The sequence below is a fragment of the Mesorhizobium sp. WSM4822 genome (assembly GCF_055811155.1).
Genome location: NZ_JBVVQM010000003.1, coordinates 470,686 through 486,519, shown reverse-complemented (window position 1 = coordinate 486,519; position 15,834 = coordinate 470,686). Strand labels below are relative to the sequence as shown.

At 63.4% G+C, this 15,834-nt stretch carries 19 protein-coding genes; 14 read left to right on the top strand and 5 right to left on the bottom strand.

The window, feature by feature from the left end:
• The first annotated feature begins 6 nt into the window (after nucleotides 1-6).
• The 4 genes from AC0L3E_RS10410 (at nucleotide 7) to lpdA (ending at nucleotide 3,344) form a co-directional block, all read left to right on the top strand.
• The gene (locus tag AC0L3E_RS10410; RefSeq protein WP_127382344.1) at nucleotides 7-588 is read left to right on the top strand and encodes a hypothetical protein; all 582 of its coding nucleotides are present in this window, start codon (nucleotides 7-9) and stop codon (nucleotides 586-588) included.
• Between the two features lie 65 nt (nucleotides 589-653).
• Complete coding sequence (locus AC0L3E_RS10405; RefSeq protein ID WP_473604764.1) at nucleotides 654-1,106, top strand: hypothetical protein; 453 nt, start codon at nucleotides 654-656, stop codon at nucleotides 1,104-1,106.
• Nucleotides 1,103-1,858 (top strand): SDR family oxidoreductase, encoded by a 756-nt coding sequence (locus tag AC0L3E_RS10400; RefSeq protein WP_473604728.1) that lies wholly within the window; start codon nucleotides 1,103-1,105, stop codon nucleotides 1,856-1,858. The genes AC0L3E_RS10405 and AC0L3E_RS10400 overlap by 4 nt, the downstream gene beginning before the upstream one ends.
• 55 nt (nucleotides 1,859-1,913) lie before the next feature.
• The gene (gene lpdA, locus AC0L3E_RS10395) at nucleotides 1,914-3,344 is read left to right on the top strand and encodes a dihydrolipoyl dehydrogenase (RefSeq protein ID WP_473604727.1); all 1,431 of its coding nucleotides are present in this window, start codon (nucleotides 1,914-1,916) and stop codon (nucleotides 3,342-3,344) included.
• A gap of 98 nt (nucleotides 3,345-3,442) precedes the next feature.
• On the opposite strand, the gene AC0L3E_RS10390 is transcribed toward lpdA, so the two are convergent.
• The gene (locus AC0L3E_RS10390) at nucleotides 3,443-3,778 is read right to left on the bottom strand and encodes a hypothetical protein (RefSeq protein ID WP_473604726.1); all 336 of its coding nucleotides are present in this window, start codon (nucleotides 3,776-3,778) and stop codon (nucleotides 3,443-3,445) included.
• A gap of 13 nt (nucleotides 3,779-3,791) precedes the next feature.
• Between AC0L3E_RS10390 and AC0L3E_RS10385 the strand changes: the two genes are divergently transcribed.
• On the top strand, nucleotides 3,792-4,451 hold the full coding sequence (locus AC0L3E_RS10385) for a DUF2867 domain-containing protein (protein ID WP_473604725.1): 660 nt from the start codon (nucleotides 3,792-3,794) through the stop codon (nucleotides 4,449-4,451).
• 10 nt (nucleotides 4,452-4,461) lie between these two features.
• On the opposite strand, the gene AC0L3E_RS10380 is transcribed toward AC0L3E_RS10385, so the two are convergent.
• Nucleotides 4,462-5,532 (bottom strand): TraB/GumN family protein, encoded by a 1,071-nt coding sequence (locus AC0L3E_RS10380; RefSeq protein ID WP_473604724.1) that lies wholly within the window; start codon nucleotides 5,530-5,532, stop codon nucleotides 4,462-4,464.
• Nucleotides 5,533-5,911: 379 nt separating this feature from the next.
• Nucleotides 5,912-6,850, bottom strand: coding sequence for a tyrosine recombinase XerC (locus tag AC0L3E_RS10375; protein ID WP_473604763.1), 939 nt, complete (start codon nucleotides 6,848-6,850; stop codon nucleotides 5,912-5,914).
• A 400-nt stretch (nucleotides 6,851-7,250) separates the two neighbouring features.
• Here AC0L3E_RS10375 and rimM point away from each other — a divergent pair, with 400 nt between their 5' ends.
• Both rimM and trmD read left to right on the top strand, forming a co-directional pair.
• Complete coding sequence (rimM, locus tag AC0L3E_RS10370; RefSeq protein ID WP_473604723.1) at nucleotides 7,251-7,850, top strand: ribosome maturation factor RimM; 600 nt, start codon at nucleotides 7,251-7,253, stop codon at nucleotides 7,848-7,850.
• Nucleotides 7,847-8,548, top strand: a complete 702-nt coding sequence (gene trmD, locus AC0L3E_RS10365; protein WP_473604722.1) for a tRNA (guanosine(37)-N1)-methyltransferase TrmD — start codon at nucleotides 7,847-7,849, stop codon at nucleotides 8,546-8,548. The genes rimM and trmD overlap by 4 nt, the downstream gene beginning before the upstream one ends.
• On the opposite strand, the gene AC0L3E_RS10360 is transcribed toward trmD, so the two are convergent.
• Entirely contained in the window at nucleotides 8,530-9,282 is a 753-nt protein-coding gene (locus AC0L3E_RS10360) for a sulfite exporter TauE/SafE family protein (protein ID WP_473604721.1), read from the bottom strand. The two genes, trmD and AC0L3E_RS10360, sit on opposite strands and share 19 nt — an antisense overlap.
• A gap of 328 nt (nucleotides 9,283-9,610) precedes the next feature.
• On the opposite strand from AC0L3E_RS10360, the gene rplS reads away from it, so the two are divergent.
• The 7 genes from rplS (at nucleotide 9,611) to leuC (ending at nucleotide 15,464) form a co-directional block, all read left to right on the top strand.
• Nucleotides 9,611-10,162, top strand: coding sequence for a 50S ribosomal protein L19 (gene rplS, locus AC0L3E_RS10355; protein WP_013528861.1), 552 nt, complete (start codon nucleotides 9,611-9,613; stop codon nucleotides 10,160-10,162).
• A 156-nt stretch (nucleotides 10,163-10,318) separates the two neighbouring features.
• On the top strand, nucleotides 10,319-10,732 hold the full coding sequence (locus AC0L3E_RS10350) for an organic hydroperoxide resistance protein (protein ID WP_127267363.1): 414 nt from the start codon (nucleotides 10,319-10,321) through the stop codon (nucleotides 10,730-10,732).
• Nucleotides 10,729-11,238 (top strand): MarR family winged helix-turn-helix transcriptional regulator, encoded by a 510-nt coding sequence (locus AC0L3E_RS10345; protein ID WP_473604720.1) that lies wholly within the window; start codon nucleotides 10,729-10,731, stop codon nucleotides 11,236-11,238. Before AC0L3E_RS10350 ends, AC0L3E_RS10345 begins: the two co-directional genes overlap by 4 nt.
• A 177-nt stretch (nucleotides 11,239-11,415) precedes the next feature.
• A complete protein-coding gene (locus AC0L3E_RS10340) occupies nucleotides 11,416-12,213 on the top strand; it encodes a transporter substrate-binding domain-containing protein (protein WP_128288553.1) in 798 nt (265 codons plus the stop codon).
• A gap of 66 nt (nucleotides 12,214-12,279) precedes the next feature.
• Nucleotides 12,280-13,092 (top strand): amino acid ABC transporter permease, encoded by an 813-nt coding sequence (locus AC0L3E_RS10335; protein ID WP_352581916.1) that lies wholly within the window; start codon nucleotides 12,280-12,282, stop codon nucleotides 13,090-13,092.
• A gap of 55 nt (nucleotides 13,093-13,147) precedes the next feature.
• Complete coding sequence (locus tag AC0L3E_RS10330; protein ID WP_128307059.1) at nucleotides 13,148-13,783, top strand: class I SAM-dependent DNA methyltransferase; 636 nt, start codon at nucleotides 13,148-13,150, stop codon at nucleotides 13,781-13,783.
• 271 nt (nucleotides 13,784-14,054) lie between these two features.
• Nucleotides 14,055-15,464, top strand: a complete 1,410-nt coding sequence (leuC, locus tag AC0L3E_RS10325; RefSeq protein ID WP_127267368.1) for a 3-isopropylmalate dehydratase large subunit — start codon at nucleotides 14,055-14,057, stop codon at nucleotides 15,462-15,464.
• Nucleotides 15,465-15,503: 39 nt separating this feature from the next.
• On the opposite strand, the gene AC0L3E_RS10320 is transcribed toward leuC, so the two are convergent.
• Nucleotides 15,504-15,821: a hypothetical protein gene (locus tag AC0L3E_RS10320; RefSeq protein WP_127267369.1), complete on the bottom strand. Its 318-nt coding sequence runs from the start codon at nucleotides 15,819-15,821 to the stop codon at nucleotides 15,504-15,506.
• Nucleotides 15,822-15,834: the final 13 nt, after the last annotated feature.

Below are 15,834 nucleotides of genomic sequence, written 5' to 3'. Positions count from 1 at the left end.
GACGCGGTGGCTGAATCTGTCGAGCCAATCGATCTGTTCGAGCTTGTTACGACAGGCCGGGCGGGTCCGATTGAACTCGGAAAAAGCAGCCGTGAAACGGTGCGAGGCTTGATCGATCCGGAGGATGTGCGGGCGGACAATCATTATCGCCACGAGGACGCGGAGTCAGCGTGGTGCATCTATGGTAGAAATTGCGAGTTCTTCTTCAGTCCCGATTTTCATCTGAGGTCGATTAGCGTCGAGCCTGTCTTCGGAAGATTGCAATCGGGTGGAACGATGGCGACTTGGTACGGCCATCTGGACGTCGATTTGGGCCGGCATCCTGTGATTTTTGCAGGCACAAAGCCCATAGCCATACATACCTTGCCCAAGGCATTGCAGTTCCTGAACAAGAGCGAATTCAAGTGGGCAATCAGCGGCGGTCGTGAGCGCGACGTTTATATTGAGCTGGCGGAGAGTTCTCGCATCTTGACCCTCAAATACGAGGTTAATGCGGTTCCGGTCGACAGGAATGAAAACGTTGCGTTCGAGGTAGATTATTTTCTTTCGACGGTCTTCATCCTCGATCAAGCTGTTCAAGGCGGATAGCAGTGACGATCCGTTCTTTCTTGTCCGAAAGCCTGTCTACCGCATCGATAGCGGTCGGTGCGGCGATGATCCCGGCGGCAGCCTATGCCGCCTGCCCGATAGAACTCGCCGTCTATGGAGACGCCCAGGGCGGCAGCGAGATCGATTTCACGCCGACCGGCACCTCGGCGACCGTCACCAACAGCTTCCGCATGATCCTCGACAACGATGTGGTGCTGAACGGTATCGTCATGTGGAACGAGGGCGTGTCACGGCCGAACGGCGCGCTGATGTACAAATGCCCCGAGGGCGACGTCACCGGCGAGGAGCTTGCCGCCTGCACGCCCTGGCATGGCGTCATCTACACGGCGGATGACAAGGGCAACATCGGGCTGCTGCCGGCCGAAGGTGTCGAAGCGCCGAAGACGCTGATACTGCCGGATCTCGGGCCAGCGTTGCGCCAATCCAGTGCCTATGGCGGCAGCGGGTTTTCGAAAGTGCCGGGGGATGTGTTTGCCTTGAAGGGATGCCAGGAATGAGCGGGACGCAAAAGGTGCTGCTGGTCACCGGCGGCAGCCGCGGCATCGGCGCGGCGATCTGCCGGTTTGGATCGAAGGCCGGCTACAGGGTCGCGGTCAACTACGCTGCGAATCAGGACGCCGCCGATGCACTGGTCGCGGAGATCGAGGCTGCCGGCGGCGAGGCTTTTGCGGTCAAGGGCGATGTCGGCAGCGAGGCCGATATCGTGGCCATGTTCGAGGCCGTCGACCGCGCCTATGGACGGCTCGATGCTTTCGTCAACAATGCCGGCGTCGTCGACGTCAAGGCGCGCGTCGACGAGATGGATGTTTCGCGGCTGGAGCGCATGATGCGCATCAATGTCGTAGGCTCGTTCCTCTGCGCCCGTGAGGCGGTGAAGCGCATGTCGACCCGCCATGGCGGGTCGGGCGGATCCATAGTCAACATCTCGTCGGCCGCGGCGACATTGGGCTCGCCGGGCGAGTACGTCGATTATGCCGCCTCCAAGGGCGCCATCGACACCTTCACCATCGGGCTCGCCCGTGAGGTGGCGCTGGAAGCCATTCGCGTCAATGCGGTGCGCCCTGGCATCATCGACACGGACATCCACGCTTCAGGCGGGCAGCCGGACAGGGTGGAGCGGTTCCGCGACCTGCTGCCGATGAAAAGAGCCGGTACAGTGGATGAAGTCGCGGGCGCGGTTCTCTATCTTCTCTCCGACGCCGCGTCCTACACGACGGGCGCGATCCTGAATGTAAGCGGCGGCCGCTGAGCGCTCTCAAGCAGATCGAGCAGGATGTTATCCGAAAACCGCGTCACACGGCATCATGCTCAAACAGAAGGACAGTATCATGGCTTATGACGTCGTTATCATCGGATCGGGACCGGGCGGCTATGTCTGCGCCATCAAGGCGGCGCAGCTCGGGCTCAGGGTCGCGGTGGTCGAGAAGAACGCCACCTTCGGCGGCACCTGCCTCAACATAGGCTGCATCCCGTCGAAGGCGCTGCTCCATGCCTCCGAGATGTTCGCCGAGGCCGGCCACTCCTTCGACACGCTCGGGGTCGAGATATCGGCGCCGAAATTGAACCTGAAGAAGATGATGGCGCACAAGGATGCGACGGTGTCGTCGAACGTCAACGGCGTCGCCTTCCTGTTCAAGAAGAACAAGATCGACAGCTTTCGCGGCACTGGCAAGGTGGTCGCGGCCGGCAAGGTGTCGGTGACGGCTGAGGACGGCAAGGTCGAGGAGATCGAGACCAGGAACATCGTCATCGCCACCGGCTCGGATGTCGCCGGCATTCCCGGCGTCAAGGTCGACATCGACGAGAAGGTGATCGTGTCGTCGACCGGCGCTTTGTCGCTGGACAAGGTTCCCGGCCATCTGGTGGTGGTCGGCGGCGGTGTCATCGGGCTCGAGCTCGGCTCGGTGTGGGCACGGCTCGGCGCCAAGGTCACCGTGGTCGAATTCCTCGACACCATCCTGGGCGGCATGGACGGCGAGGTTTCCAAGCAGTTCCAGCGCTTGCTTTCAAAGCAGGGTTTCGAGTTCAAGCTCGGCGCCAAGGTCACCGGTGTCGCCAAGGCCAAGAAGGGTGCGACCGTCACCTTCGAGCCGGTCAAGGGCGGCGCCGCCGAGACGATCGAGGCCGATGCCGTGCTGATCGCCACCGGCCGCCGCGCCTATGCCGACAGTCTCGGCCTCGGGGAAGCCGGCGTCGAGGTCGACGAGCGCGGCCGGGTCAAGACCGATGGCCATCTCAAGACCAATGTCGCGGGCATCTATGCCATCGGCGATGTCATCGCCGGGCCGATGCTGGCACACAAGGCCGAGGACGAGGGCGTGGCGGTGGCCGAAACCATTGCCGGCCAGGCCGGCCACGTGAACTATGACGTCATTCCGAGCGTCGTCTACACCAGCCCGGAAATCGCCTCCGTCGGCAAGACCGAGGAAGAGTTGAAGAAGGCCGGCATCGACTACAAGGTCGGAAAATTCCCGTTCAGCGCCAATGGCCGGGCGCGCGCCATGCTGCACACCGACGGTTTTGTGAAGATCCTCGCCGACAAGGCGAGCGACCGCGTACTCGGCGTGCATATTGTCGGCTTCGGCGCAGGCGAGATGATCCACGAGGCGGCGGTGCTGATGGAATTCGGCGGCTCGTCGGAGGATCTCGCCCGCACCTGCCACGCGCATCCGACGATGTCGGAGGCGATCAAGGAGGCGGCGCTGGCAACGTTCTTCAAGCCGATCCACATCTAAAGGCACCATCCTCGGTCAAGCCCAAGGGTGACGAACGTAGCGATCCCTACAAAACGGCCCGCCTTTCGGCGGGCCGTTCGTATTTGATATCGAGCCGATCAGTTGGCCGGTGCAGGCGCTGGGGCCGGTGCCGGTGCAGGCGCCGGGGCAGGCGCCGGTTCTGCAGGCGCCGGAGCAGGCGCGGGTGCTGGCGCAGGTTCGGCCGGCTTCATCGGTTCCGCCGGTGCCGGTGCGGGTGCCGGTGTGCTGGCCGCCGGCGGCTCGGCGGGTGCCGGGTGCTCACCGCTTCTTCCGAAAATATAATACGCGACAACCGCCAGAATAACGACGACCAGCGCAATCAGCCAGCCACTACCGCCGCCACCGCTCTGCTTGATGGTGGTGTTGGTGGTGTTGGGATTGAACGGGTCGTTTGGATTCGGTGCGTTCGCCATAAAAGTGTCCTCCGTGGATGAAAAATATCAATCAACACCATATAACGCGCAATCATTGAACTGGTTTCACGCTAGGGTTGGAAAACGCCAAAAACAAGGACAATCCCGCCGTTCCGGCGCCGGAATGGCGTTGTTTCGCCACGCAACGCGCCAAGTTGGTGCCTACTATGGGTTTTTCCGGAGGATTTTTGTCGTGACGAATCCCATAGCAGAGTTTGTCCCGAATCACTGCGATGTTCTCGCCGGAGCCCAGTTCGCCGACCGCTTTGTGCTGATCACCCAGGGTCTTTCTTTAACGGCACTCGGCGCGGCGGAACACGCCCTGGGGCGAACGCCGCCCTGGGTCGGCAGGCTCATGGCGCTGCGCAACCTTGCCGTCAAGCCGTTCCGGCTGAAGACGGGCTCGGAAGCTGCGGTGTTGCCGTCAGGCCGGATCGGGATATTTCCGCTCATCAGCCAGTTTCCCGGCAAGGTTGTGCTTGGCCTCGACGACCGGCATCTCGATTTCCGTGTCCTGGTCGAAGTCAGGGATCTCGGCATGGGCCGGCAAGAGGTGGCCGCGACGACGATCGTCAAGACGCACAATTGGCTCGGCCGCGCCTATCTTGCGATCATCATGCCGTTCCACCGGATCATCGTTCCGGCGATGCTGGCCCAGATCGAGGCGAAGTAAACTTAAGTAGCTAAAGTCCTATAGGCGTGACGGTGTAACCGGCCTTGCGGAAGTCCTCGACCAAGCCTTCGGGGCCGGGAAGGTGGAGGGCGCCGACCGCCATGAAGACGTTGCCCCTGGCAAGGATCGGTTCGGCATGCTCGACCATCACCTTGTTGCGGCTGGTGATCATGGTTTCCTCGAATGCCGCATAGCCCGCGGGGTCGTCCGTGCCTTCCGGCATGGCCGCGCGAAACAGCGGCCAGAACATTCCGGTGTCGCCGCGCTGGTAGAGCACGATCATGGTTTCGTTGATGTCGTTGATCTTATCGCCGAGCTTCAGCGTGTCGACGAGGCCCTTCATGTGAAACGCCAGCGGCAGCGAGGCCATGGCGCGCAACTGGCTTTCAGCAGTCTCCAATCCTTCCACCGGCTTGCCGGAAGCCTTTGCACCTTCCGCCAGCCTGACATCGAGCACCGGGGCGCCGCCTGACTGGCGGGCCAGCTCGCAGGCCGGCAGTGCCATCATGGCCGAGAGCATCCACGGCTTCATCTTGGCAACCGTTGCCGGAGGAATGCCGCGTGCGTCGAGTGCGGCGTTCATGGCCGCCGCATCGTCGGGCGACAGCAGCGACGCCAGCGTCGTCGAATCAGTGAACATCATCAGGTCCGGGTCCTTGAGCATCGCGACCATCATCTTCTGCTTGTCGAGCACGTCCGTGGTTTCGATGACGATGGTGCCGGCGGCGTCATAGGCTTTCTGCGCGTCGGGAGGCAGCGTGGTGACGCGCGGGTCGGTCATATGCATGGTGCCGAACAGGAAGGACGGCTTCTCGCCGGGCTTTTCCAGCTTCCACAACAGGCCCTTGCCGTTCGGTGTCGCGGCGGCTTCCGCTTCGATCTTGCGGTAGGTCGCCGGATCGTTCTTCTGCAAGGCCGACAGCATGTCGGCGCCGGTGCAGGTCGGGATTTCGGCATGCGCCTTGCCGGCCGCGAACAGCAGCGCGGCGAGAAACGACAGGAAGAACAGAACGTTGAGCGCGACGAGCAGCTTCAGCGACACGGAAGCTGCACGGTCGGCGATGGCGATGACGCGTTTCATGATCCCATTCCTAGAACCGAAAAGCGGCAAAACGGTTAATTGGTACTGCGAAATTGTCTTCGACCGGCTATCGCCCTCAGCGGACGTCGATGGTGCTCATGACTCAATGATTAGCGGAAACGCCCATTTCTTCGTCATCCACGGGCGGAGCAGGGAGCGTAGCGACGCGGCGCAGACCCGAGGATCCATGCCGGGACTCTGGAACCTGCAACAGTGCAGAATTCCGCTCCGCAGCACTCCATGGCAAAGGTCGCGGCATGGATCCCAGGGTCTCCGCGACGGAGCTTCGCTCCTGCTTCGCCCAGGGATGACGACGTTGGGGAGGCTTTCGGCCAATGGTGAACGTTTGGCCACCGATACTATGCGACGCTACTGGCGTTCATGCCCGTGGATGGGCTGATTCGTAAATCTCGAGCAGCCTAGCGGTGTCGACGCCGGTGTAGATTTGCGTCGTCGACAGGCTGGCGTGGCCGAGCAGTTCCTGGATGGTGCGCAAATCGCCGCCGCGGCCGAGCAGATGCGTGGCGAAGGAATGGCGCAGCGCATGCGGCGTCGCGGTATCGGGCAGGTTGAGCGCCGAGCGCAGCTTGGCCATGTCGCGCTGGACGATGGCCGGGTTGAGCGGGCCGCCGCGGGCGCCGCGAAACAACAGGCCCTTGGGGTCGAGATGGTAGGGGCAGAGCCGGCGATATTCGGCGATCGCCCTGAGCGCCACCGGCAGCACCGGCACCAGGCGCGTCTTGCCGCCCTTGCCGGTGACGCGCAGCACCGTGTCGGCCGCCGACGCCAGATCGGCGCCGGCCAGGCCGAGCGCCTCGGAAATGCGCAGGCCGGAGCCGTAGAGCAGTGTCAGCACGGCGGCGTTGCGCGCTGCGATCCACGGTTCCTCCGCCAGTTGGCCTTCGATGGAAACAACATGCTTGGCATCGCTCGCTGTCAGCGGCTTGGGCAGTGATTTGGGCTGGCGCGGCGCGCGCAGTGCTGCCGCCCCGGCCGCATTGGCGAGGCCGCGCCGCTCGAGGAAACGCAGCAGCGAACGGATGCCGGCGAGACCCCGGCCCAGCGTGCGGGCACCGGCACCGGCGTTGCGCCGCGCCGCGAGAAAGCCGCGCAGGTCGGCCGGGCGCAGATCGGCGATGTCCGAAATGCCGGGTGAGCCGCCGCAATGGCCGGTGAGGAAATGCAGGAACTGGCGCGTGTCGCGCTCATAAGCCTCGACCGTTTGCGGCGACAGCCGGCGCTCTCGCGCCAGCATCTTCAGCCAGCTTTCGCGTGCCGCCTGGAGATCGGGTTTGGCCGGGATCAGGAATTCCTGCATGGCGGCATTTTCGGGTATTCGGGTTAGGAAGCGGTGAAGAGCCGTCATTGAAATGACAGCCGGCTGAGGTTAGGAGACCATCGATTGGTGGCAGGTGACTACCTTGGTGATTGGCTGAAATGCCCGCCCCCTTCGTCATCCTGGGGCGGAGCAGGAGCGAAGCGACGTCGCGGAGACCCCAGGATCCATGCCGTGACCTGCGAGCGTTGCTGCGTTACAAGTCTGATAGCTTTGCGGTGGAGACCACGCGAAGTGTTTGCAAATAAAGAGTTGGCAGGAACGAGACTCGTGACCCTTTCTGAACTGCCGTGCTTTTTGGTCGCCGTAACGGAATGGATCCTCGGGTCTGCGCAGTCGCTTCGCGCCTGCTCCGCCCGTGGATGACGAAGGTAAAAGCGCCATGAGCAAGCCCCAGAACCCCGTCCAGATGGCCGTGATCGGCGCCGCCCATGGCATCAAGGGCGAATTGCGGGTGAAGACCTTCACCGGTGAACCGCTGGCGCTGGCCGATTACGGGCCGCTCTACGCCAGGGACGGGCGCGCCTTCCAGATCATCGACATCAGGCCCGCCAACACCGTGGTCGTGGTGCGCTTCAAAGGTGTCGCCGACCGCAACGCGGCCGAGGCGCTGGCCGGCACGGAGTTGTTCGTCGACCGTTCGATGCTGCCGGACGATGGCGAGGAAGACGAATTCTATCATGCCGACCTTGTCGGCCTCGAAGTCCGCGACGATACGGGTGCCGTGCTTGGCAAGGTGGTCGCGGTGCACAATTTCGGTGGCGGCGACATTCTCGACGTGACGCTGGGCGGGCGCAAGGGCCTGCTGATCCCGTTCACACAGGCCGCCGTACCGCAAGTGTCGATCGCCGAGGGTTTTGTCCGAGTCGATCCGGCGGCAGCCGGGCTGATCGACGACGAGGATGGCGATGGCCCGCGCGAGGAAGACTTCGATCCGAAGGGCAGGCCGCGCGGACCGAGCGATGCCGGGGGCAACCGGTGAGTTTTTCGGCTTGCGTGCTGACGCTTTACCCCGAAATGTTTCCCGGCGCGCTCGGCCTGTCGTTGGCCGGCCGGGCGCTCGAGGCCGGGACGTGGTCGCTGGAGGCGATCCAGATCCGTGACTTCGCCACCGACCGCCACCGCACCGTCGACGACACGCCCGCCGGCGGCGGCGCCGGCATGGTGATGCGCGCCGACGTGCTGGCGAAAGCCATCGACCATGCTTCGCCGGAAGGCGATGCGCGGCCTCGGCTGCTGATGAGCCCGCGCGGCAAGCCGCTGACCCAGGCGCGCGTGCGCGAACTGGCCGCCGGGCCGGGCGCCGTCATCCTGTGCGGCCGCTTCGAAGGCGTCGACCAGCGGGTGATCGACGCGCGGGGATTGGAGGAAGTCTCCATCGGTGATTTCATCCTTTCGGGTGGTGAGCCGGCCGCCCTTGTGCTGCTCGACGCGGTGGTGCGGCTGTTGCCCGGCGTGATGGGCAACGCGGTGTCGGGCGAGGAGGAGAGCTTTGAGAACGGCCTGCTCGAACATCCGCACTATACGCGGCCGCAGGAGTTCGAAGGCCGTGACATTCCCGAGGTGCTGATCTCGGGCAATCACAAGAAGATCGCCGCATGGCGGCGAGCGGAGTCTGAAAGACTGACAGCCGAGAGGCGTCCGGACCTGCTTGCCGCTGCTCAGCCCTTGGCAAAATAGTAGAAAGCCAAAAACAGGCCGACAGCGACGACGAAGCCACGCACCGCGTTTTGCGGCACGCGCTTGGCGATCCAGACGCCGGCATAGCCGCCCAGCGCGCCGCCCGGGATCATGATGATCGCCTGCGGCCAGGCGACGACGCCGCCCGAGACGAAGACGACGATCGCAACAGCGGCGATGACCATGGCCAGCATGTTCTTCAACGCGTTCAGCCGGTGATAGTCGCCGGCTTGCGTCAGGCCGAGCGTCGCCAGCATCATCACGCCCATGCCGGCGCCGAAGAAGCCGCCATAGATGGCGGTGAGAAACTGCGCCAGGGAGCCGGCCACCGAACCAACGGCCGCTTCATGGCCGGGTTTCGGCACCGGCTTCAGCCAGGGGCCTGCGGCGAACAGGCCCGTCGCGGCCAAGAGCAGCCACGGCACCAGAGCGCGAAACGACGGATTGTCGAGCGCCAAAAGGATCAGCGCGCCGGCCAGTGCACCCACGGCCGAAATCAGGCACAGCAGCAGCGCGCCGCGCCAGAAGTGCCTGATATCGGCCGAGTAGGCGAGGGTCGAGGTGATGTAGCCTGGAAATTGCGTCACCGAGGAGGTGGCGTTGGCGACGATCGGCGGCAGGCCGACCAACGTCATGGCGCCGAAGGTGATGAAGGTGCCGCCACCGGCGACCGCATTGGCGGCGCCTGACAGAAAGCCCGCCAGAAACAGCAGGATGGCATCGAAGACAGACATGAATTGCGGCCGCTCAAAACTGTGTTATTTCAGGCTTAGAAAGCCTGAACGACCGGCGCAACCCGGCACGGCAGGATTACGATGGTGCCATGCGAGCAGAAAATGCGCTGCCAAGGCGTGACAAAGCGGCGAAATAGCTGTATGTGCCCGCCCGTACCGGCCAGAAAGAATCTGCCGGACCCGTCAACAATGACGGTGTAGTCGCCCCTGCCTGATGTTTCAAAGACAAATGTCTTGGAGACAAAAGGCATAGCCAAGCGGTCAATGGAACTGCAAGGCGAGTGTCGGACGCTCTGACTGTCGGAAGAACAAGAAGTGGACTTTTGAGATGGATATCCTCCGTCAGCTCGAGGCCGAACAGGCTGCCAAGATCGAAGCCAAGCGCAAGCTTCCCGAATTCCAGCCCGGCGACACCGTGCGCGTCCAGGTCCGCGTGACCGAAGGCACCCGCACCCGCGTCCAGGCCTATGAGGGCGTCGTCATCGCCCGCGCAGGCGCCGGCTTCCAGGAGAACTTCACGGTTCGCAAGATTTCCTACGGCGAAGGCGTCGAGCGCGTGTTCCCGGTCTACTCGCCGATGGTTGAAGGCGTCGAAATCGTTCGCCGCGGCAAGGTGCGTCGCGCCAAGCTCTATTACCTGCGCGATCGTCGCGGCAAATCGGCCCGTATTTCGGAAAACACCGGCGTGCGCGCCCGCAAGCTGAATGATGAGGAGCGCGATGCGCTGAACGCCGAGAAGGCCCGCATCGAGGCCGAGAAGGTGGCAGCAGCCGAGGCCCTGGCCGTCGAGAAGGCCGCCCAGGACGCCGCCGAGAAGAAGGCCGCCGCCGAGGCCGAAGCAGCAGCCAAGGCCGCCGCGGAAGCGACCCCCGCCGAATAAGGTTTTCGGACATCCCATTCAAAAAGGCGGCTTCGGCCGCCTTTTTTCGTTTCACCAGACTGTGAACGCTTTCAGCGCCAGACACAGGAGCCGGCTGTTGACGGCGCATTACCTTGTGCACTAAATAATCGTACACAAGGTAATTGGAGATTTGATATGGCACTCTACACCACACAGGCTCACGTCACCGGCGGCCGCGCCGGTCATGGCGAGACCAGCGACGGTCTGCTCAAGGTCGATCTGGCAATGCCCAAGGAGCTCGGCGGGCCGGGGGGCGCCACCAATCCCGAGCAACTGTTCGCAATCGGCTATGCCGCCTGCTTCGAAAGCGCCATCCGCTTCGTCGCGCGCAAACAGAAGCTGTCGCTGACGGATGCCGGGGTAACCTCCACCGTCAGCCTGCTTCCCAATGGGGAAGGCTTTAAGCTCGGCGTCGCGCTCGCGGCGGAAACGAAAGGCCTTGATCAGGCGGCGGCGGAAGCGCTTGTATCGGAGGCGCACAAGATCTGCCCCTATTCCAACGCCATCAGGGGCAATGTCGACGTAGCGCTTTCGGTAAAGGCGGCATGACGGAAAAGACGACAAAGAGCACCAGCGACGTCCCGGCGGAGGCCATCGGGACGTTTCACGTTCCGCGGCTTGACCAGCAGCTGTGCTTCGCGCTCTATTCGGCAAGCGGGCTGATGACGAAGCTCTACCGCCCGCTGCTCGATCCGTTCGGCCTGACCTATCCGCAATATCTGGCCATGTTGGCGCTGTGGGAACGAGCTCCAAGCACGGTTGGCGAGCTTGGCGAAGCGCTTGGGCTGGATTCGGCGACGCTGACGCCGCTGCTCAAGCGGATGGAGGCTGGCGGACTGGTCACACGCCGGCGCGACCCCGCCGACGAGCGCCGGGTTATGGTCGAGCCGACAGCGAAGGGCCAAGCGTTGCGTGAGCAGGCTAAAAGCGTGCCGGCGGCGATGCTTTGCAACCTGCCGCTGGATGCCGACGAGTTGAAATCCCTGCACCGCACGCTGACGCGGTTCGTCTCCGGCTTGCGCAAGGCAGATGCCGGCATCGCGAAGCGGAGCTGATCGCTGCCGCGACACCGTTCATTCCTGAATCCCGGAAATGAAGGCATCGGAATCCGCTTTCGCGCGCGCTGACGCAGCGGATCGTCTTGCATGACGCTTGCGGAAAGCTAAAGTCGGCGCCGTATTTTCCTGCAAGCCCGGCCATGTCCGGGTCCGTCAATTTCCGGGGAGTGTGTCATGACCAAATCGAAACTGCTGCTGGCAGGCCTGCTTGCCCTCGTCCTGACGCCCGTTGCCGCCTTTGCGCAGGCGCTGCCCGACCTCGGCGGCAAAAAGGTGGTGGTTGTGACCGAAAACGCCTATCCGCCGCTGCAGTTCATCGATGCCAAGACCGGCAAGCAGATCGGCTGGGAGTATGACGCGATGAACGAGATCGCCAAGCGGCTGAATTTTGCCGTCGAGTACCAGAACACTTCCTGGGACGCGATGATCCAGGCGGTTTCCGACAACCAGTACAACATTGGCATGACCGGCATCACCATCAAGGACGACCGCAAGGAGAAGGTCGATTTCTCCGACCCCTATATGCGCTCGGAACAGTTCATGCTGGTGCGCGGCGATGAGAGCCGCTTCACTGACGCCAAGACCTTCGGCGACTTCAAGGACGGGCTGATCGGCGCGCAGGCCGGCACCACGCCCTTCTACACCGCCGTCTACAGCGTGCTCGACGGCAATGAGCAGAACCCGCGCATCAAACTGTTCGAAACCTTCGGCGCGACCGTGCAGGCACTGAAGTCCGGTGACGTCGATGTCGTTTTGACCGATGGCACCGCTGGCAAAGGCTATGTCGACGCCTCCGAGGGCAAACTGAAACTGATCGGCGGGCCGCTCGGCACCGAGGATTTCGGTTTCATTTTCCCCAAGGGTTCCGACCTGGTGAAGCCGATCAACGCGGCAATCGCTGCGTTGAAGGCGGACGGGACGTTCGATGCGCTGAACAAGAAATGGTTTCTCGATTACAAGATGGGGCAGTGATTTCGCGCTGACTTCGCGCTTGAACGCCCCCCTCTGCCCCCACGTCTGCTTGGCCGGCATCGCCTGATGGCAACGCCTTCCTCTTCGTCCAAAGCCGACTTCCCCTGGTGGCTCGTCGTTGCCGCAGCCCTCGCCATCGCGGTGGCCGTCTTCGTCGCCACCAGCAACCTCTATGCCCAGGTGTTCGCCACGGTCGCCAAGGGCATCGGCGTCACCATCTTCGTCACCGTGATCGCCTTCGTGCTGGCGTCGGCCATTGGGCTCGGCATCGCGCTGATGGGAATGTCCGGTTCGCGCTGGCTGCGCCAGATCGCGCGCTTCTATGTCGAGATCGTCCGCGGCGTGCCGATCCTGGTGCTGTTGTTCTGGATCGCCTTCGCCGGCGCGCCGGCCTTCGTCGCGGCCTGGAACGCGCTGACCGCGCCGCTGCAAAACGCCGGCCTGTTCGGCGAGCTTTTGGTGCGCGACGTGTCGCTGCTCTGGCGCGCCATCATGGCGCTGACCATCGGCTATTCGGCTTTCATCTCGGAGGTTTTCCGGGCCGGCATCCAGGCGGTGGAGAAGGGTCAGATCGAAGCGGCGAAGGCGCTTGGGCTGACACGCGCGCAGCGTTTCCGGCTGATCGTGTTCCCACAGGCAATCCGCACCATCCTGCCGCCGCTCGGCAATGATTTCGTCGCTTTGGTCAAGGATTCCTCGCTGGTCTCGGTGCTCGGCGTTGCCGACATCACGCAGATGGGCAAGGTCTACGCCGCCGGCTCCTTTCGCTTCTTCGAGACCTATTCGATAACGGCCTACATCTATCTCATCCTGACCGTCGGCCTGTCGCTGGCGCTCAGGGCGCTGGAGCGGCGGCTGCGCCGCCAGCACGAGGAATAGTTTTTCGGCCAAGGCAGCGCTACGATCCCCGAGCATTCCCCTTGAGGAGGTCCCCATGATCGTCGACAAAGCCAATGCGGCGCTGGATTCCGTCTATACGGCCGACACGCCGGAAGCGCTTGAGGAGGCCTATGCGGCGTGGGCCGCGACCTATGACAGCGAGACCGCCTCGCTCGGCTACCTCCTGCCTTTCCTGATCACCGCCTGGGTGGCGCGTCATGTGCCGGCGGGCGATGGCCCCTTGCTCGATGCCGGCTGCGGCACTGGCCTGTCGGGACCCTCGCTGAAGGCGCTCGGTTACCGCGACATTGCGGGGCTCGACCTCTCGCACGATATGCTGAAGATCGCCGGCAGCCGCAATGCCTACAGCGACCTGAAGCAGGCAATGCTGGGCGAAACGCTGCCATGGCCTGACGGCCACTTCCGCGCCTTCTTCTCGACCGGCGTGTTCACCATCAGCCATGCGCCGGCATCCGGCCTGCACGAGCTGGTGCGCATCACCCGTAAGGGCGGCCATGCGATCTTCACCGTGCGCGACCAGGTGTTTGAGAGCGGCGGCTTCCAGGCGGTGTTCGATGAGCTGGAGCAAGCTGGGAAATGGCGGGCGGTCGAGGAGAGCCCGTGGTTCCGCTGCTATGCGATCGCCGAGCCTGACGCGCTGGTGAAGACGTTTGTGTTTGAAGTGATCTGAGCGGAGAGGCTTGGGTTCTGCCAAAGCACGCCGCAATTGCCGAAAACCCAAAACATTGATATGAGCCACGCCATGGAAGAGCTTTTTGGCGATCCGGCCTACAAGGGGTTCGTGCTGCAGGACAGAAAACGCCTGCCGTCGCGCTTCTCCGCGCGCGTGTCCGGGGCGCTGACCAGCCGACTACCCTAGGCGGACCTGTTCGGGTCCCTTTCGCCGGGCCGTAGGTCCGGTACCTGCTCTTTCCCATTCTCATATCGACGGATTTACGCACATGAGCGCACCGCGCACCCTCTACGACAAGATTTTCGACGACCATGTCGTCGACCGGCAGGACGACGGCACCTGCCTGCTCTACATCGACCGCCACCTGGTCCATGAAGTGACCAGCCCGCAGGCCTTCGAAGGCCTGCGGATGACCGGCCGTAAAGTCCGGCATCCGGAAAAGACGCTGGCCGTGGTCGATCACAATGTCTCGACCTCGCCCGAGCGCAAGTTCGGCATCAAGAACGAGGAAAGCCGCATCCAGGTCGAGGCGCTGGCCAAGAACGCCAGGGATTTCGGCGTTGAATATTATTCCGAGAACGATATCCGCCAGGGTATCGTCCACATCATCGGACCCGAGCAGGGCTTTACTCTGCCCGGCATGACCATCGTCTGCGGCGACAGCCACACCTCGACGCATGGCGCTTTCGGCGCGCTGGCGCATGGCATCGGCACGTCCGAGGTCGAGCATGTGCTGGCGACGCAGACGTTGATCCAGCGCAAGGCCAAGAACATGCTGGTACGTGTCGACGGCCAGTTGCCGGAGGGCGTCACCGCCAAGGACATCATCCTGGCCATCATCGGCGAGATCGGCACCGCCGGCGGCACCGGCTATGTCATCGAATATGCCGGCGAAGCGATCCGTGCGCTGTCGATGGAAGGCCGCATGACGATCTGCAACATGTCGATCGAAGGCGGCGCGCGCGCCGGCCTGATCGCCGCCGACGAGACGACCTTCGCCTATGTCAAGGACAAGCCGCGCGCGCCGAAGGGCGCGTCCTGGGATGCGGCACTCGAATACTGGAAGACGCTGCAGTCCGACGAAGGCGCGCATTTCGACAAGGTGATCGTGCTCGACGCGGCCAAGCTGCCGCCGATCGTCTCTTGGGGCTCCTCGCCCGAGGATGTCGTGTCGGTGCAGGGCATCGTGCCGAACCCGGACGACATCGCCGATGAAAACAAGCGCACCTCCAAGCAGCGCGCGCTCGACTATATGGGTCTGACGCCGGGCACCAAGATCACCGACATCACGCTCGACCGCGTCTTCATCGGTTCGTGCACCAACGGCCGCATCGAGGATCTGCGCGCCGTCGCCAAGGTGGTCGAAGGCAAGACGGTCAGCCCGCATGTCGATGCGATGATCGTGCCCGGCTCCGGCCTGGTCAAGGAACAGGCGGAAGCCGAAGGCCTCGACAAGATCTTCGTCGCCGCAGGTTTCGACTGGCGCGAGCCGGGCTGTTCGATGTGCCTGGCCATGAACGACGACCGGCTGAAGCCGCATGAACGCTGCGCCTCGACCTCGAACCGCAATTTCGAGGGCCGGCAAGGCTTCAAGGGCCGCACCCATCTCGTGTCGCCGGCGATGGCGGCCGCGGCGGCGATCGCCGGCCACTTCGTCGACATCCGCGAGTGGAAGTAACCCGGATTTGAACAGAACCCGAGCCGCGCCCGGCTCGGGTCAGCTCTTTCCGTCGCGGCGGACGAGCTCGTGGAACTCCTCGCGGCGTCCCGGCTGTTCGGCCGCGACCACAAGCGCAAGCTGTTGTTCCTCGAAGAGCTTGAACCATTCGTCCCATTCGACGAGTTCATAGCCTCCCGCATTGAGCGGCCGTTCAGGCTGGTCCTGATCCTGATAGGCGTGCTGGCCGAAGACCAGCCTCAACATGGGCTGCGTCCCCGCTTCGGGCGATATGTCGACGATTGCGGGAAAGCCGGCGCGCCCGGCAGCCCATGAGCGGATCGCATCGTGGTCGGTCAGTGTGATTGTGTCGGCCATGGGTCGCTCCAGA

What these genes read in the sequence shown, in the direction of transcription:
- AC0L3E_RS10340 (WP_128288553.1), top strand. Translation starts at nt 11,416, where the DNA reads ATGACCAAATCGAAACTGCTGCTGGCAGGCCTGCTTGCCCTCGTCCTG.
- AC0L3E_RS10360 (WP_473604721.1), bottom strand. Translation starts at nt 9,282, where the DNA reads ATGTCTGTCTTCGATGCCATCCTGCTGTTTCTGGCGGGCTTTCTGTCA.
- AC0L3E_RS10350 (WP_127267363.1), top strand. Translation starts at nt 10,319, where the DNA reads ATGGCACTCTACACCACACAGGCTCACGTCACCGGCGGCCGCGCCGGT.
- AC0L3E_RS10380 (WP_473604724.1), bottom strand. Translation starts at nt 5,532, where the DNA reads ATGAAACGCGTCATCGCCATCGCCGACCGTGCAGCTTCCGTGTCGCTG.
- AC0L3E_RS10375 (WP_473604763.1), bottom strand. Translation starts at nt 6,850, where the DNA reads ATGCAGGAATTCCTGATCCCGGCCAAACCCGATCTCCAGGCGGCACGC.
- AC0L3E_RS10400 (WP_473604728.1), top strand. Translation starts at nt 1,103, where the DNA reads ATGAGCGGGACGCAAAAGGTGCTGCTGGTCACCGGCGGCAGCCGCGGC.
- rplS (WP_013528861.1), top strand. Translation starts at nt 9,611, where the DNA reads ATGGATATCCTCCGTCAGCTCGAGGCCGAACAGGCTGCCAAGATCGAA.
- AC0L3E_RS10335 (WP_352581916.1), top strand. Translation starts at nt 12,280, where the DNA reads ATGGCAACGCCTTCCTCTTCGTCCAAAGCCGACTTCCCCTGGTGGCTC.
- AC0L3E_RS10390 (WP_473604726.1), bottom strand. Translation starts at nt 3,778, where the DNA reads ATGGCGAACGCACCGAATCCAAACGACCCGTTCAATCCCAACACCACC.
- AC0L3E_RS10345 (WP_473604720.1), top strand. Translation starts at nt 10,729, where the DNA reads ATGACGGAAAAGACGACAAAGAGCACCAGCGACGTCCCGGCGGAGGCC.
- rimM (WP_473604723.1), top strand. Translation starts at nt 7,251, where the DNA reads ATGAGCAAGCCCCAGAACCCCGTCCAGATGGCCGTGATCGGCGCCGCC.
- AC0L3E_RS10320 (WP_127267369.1), bottom strand. Translation starts at nt 15,821, where the DNA reads ATGGCCGACACAATCACACTGACCGACCACGATGCGATCCGCTCATGG.
- AC0L3E_RS10330 (WP_128307059.1), top strand. Translation starts at nt 13,148, where the DNA reads ATGATCGTCGACAAAGCCAATGCGGCGCTGGATTCCGTCTATACGGCC.
- leuC (WP_127267368.1), top strand. Translation starts at nt 14,055, where the DNA reads ATGAGCGCACCGCGCACCCTCTACGACAAGATTTTCGACGACCATGTC.
- AC0L3E_RS10405 (WP_473604764.1), top strand. Translation starts at nt 654, where the DNA reads ATGATCCCGGCGGCAGCCTATGCCGCCTGCCCGATAGAACTCGCCGTC.
- lpdA (WP_473604727.1), top strand. Translation starts at nt 1,914, where the DNA reads ATGCTCAAACAGAAGGACAGTATCATGGCTTATGACGTCGTTATCATC.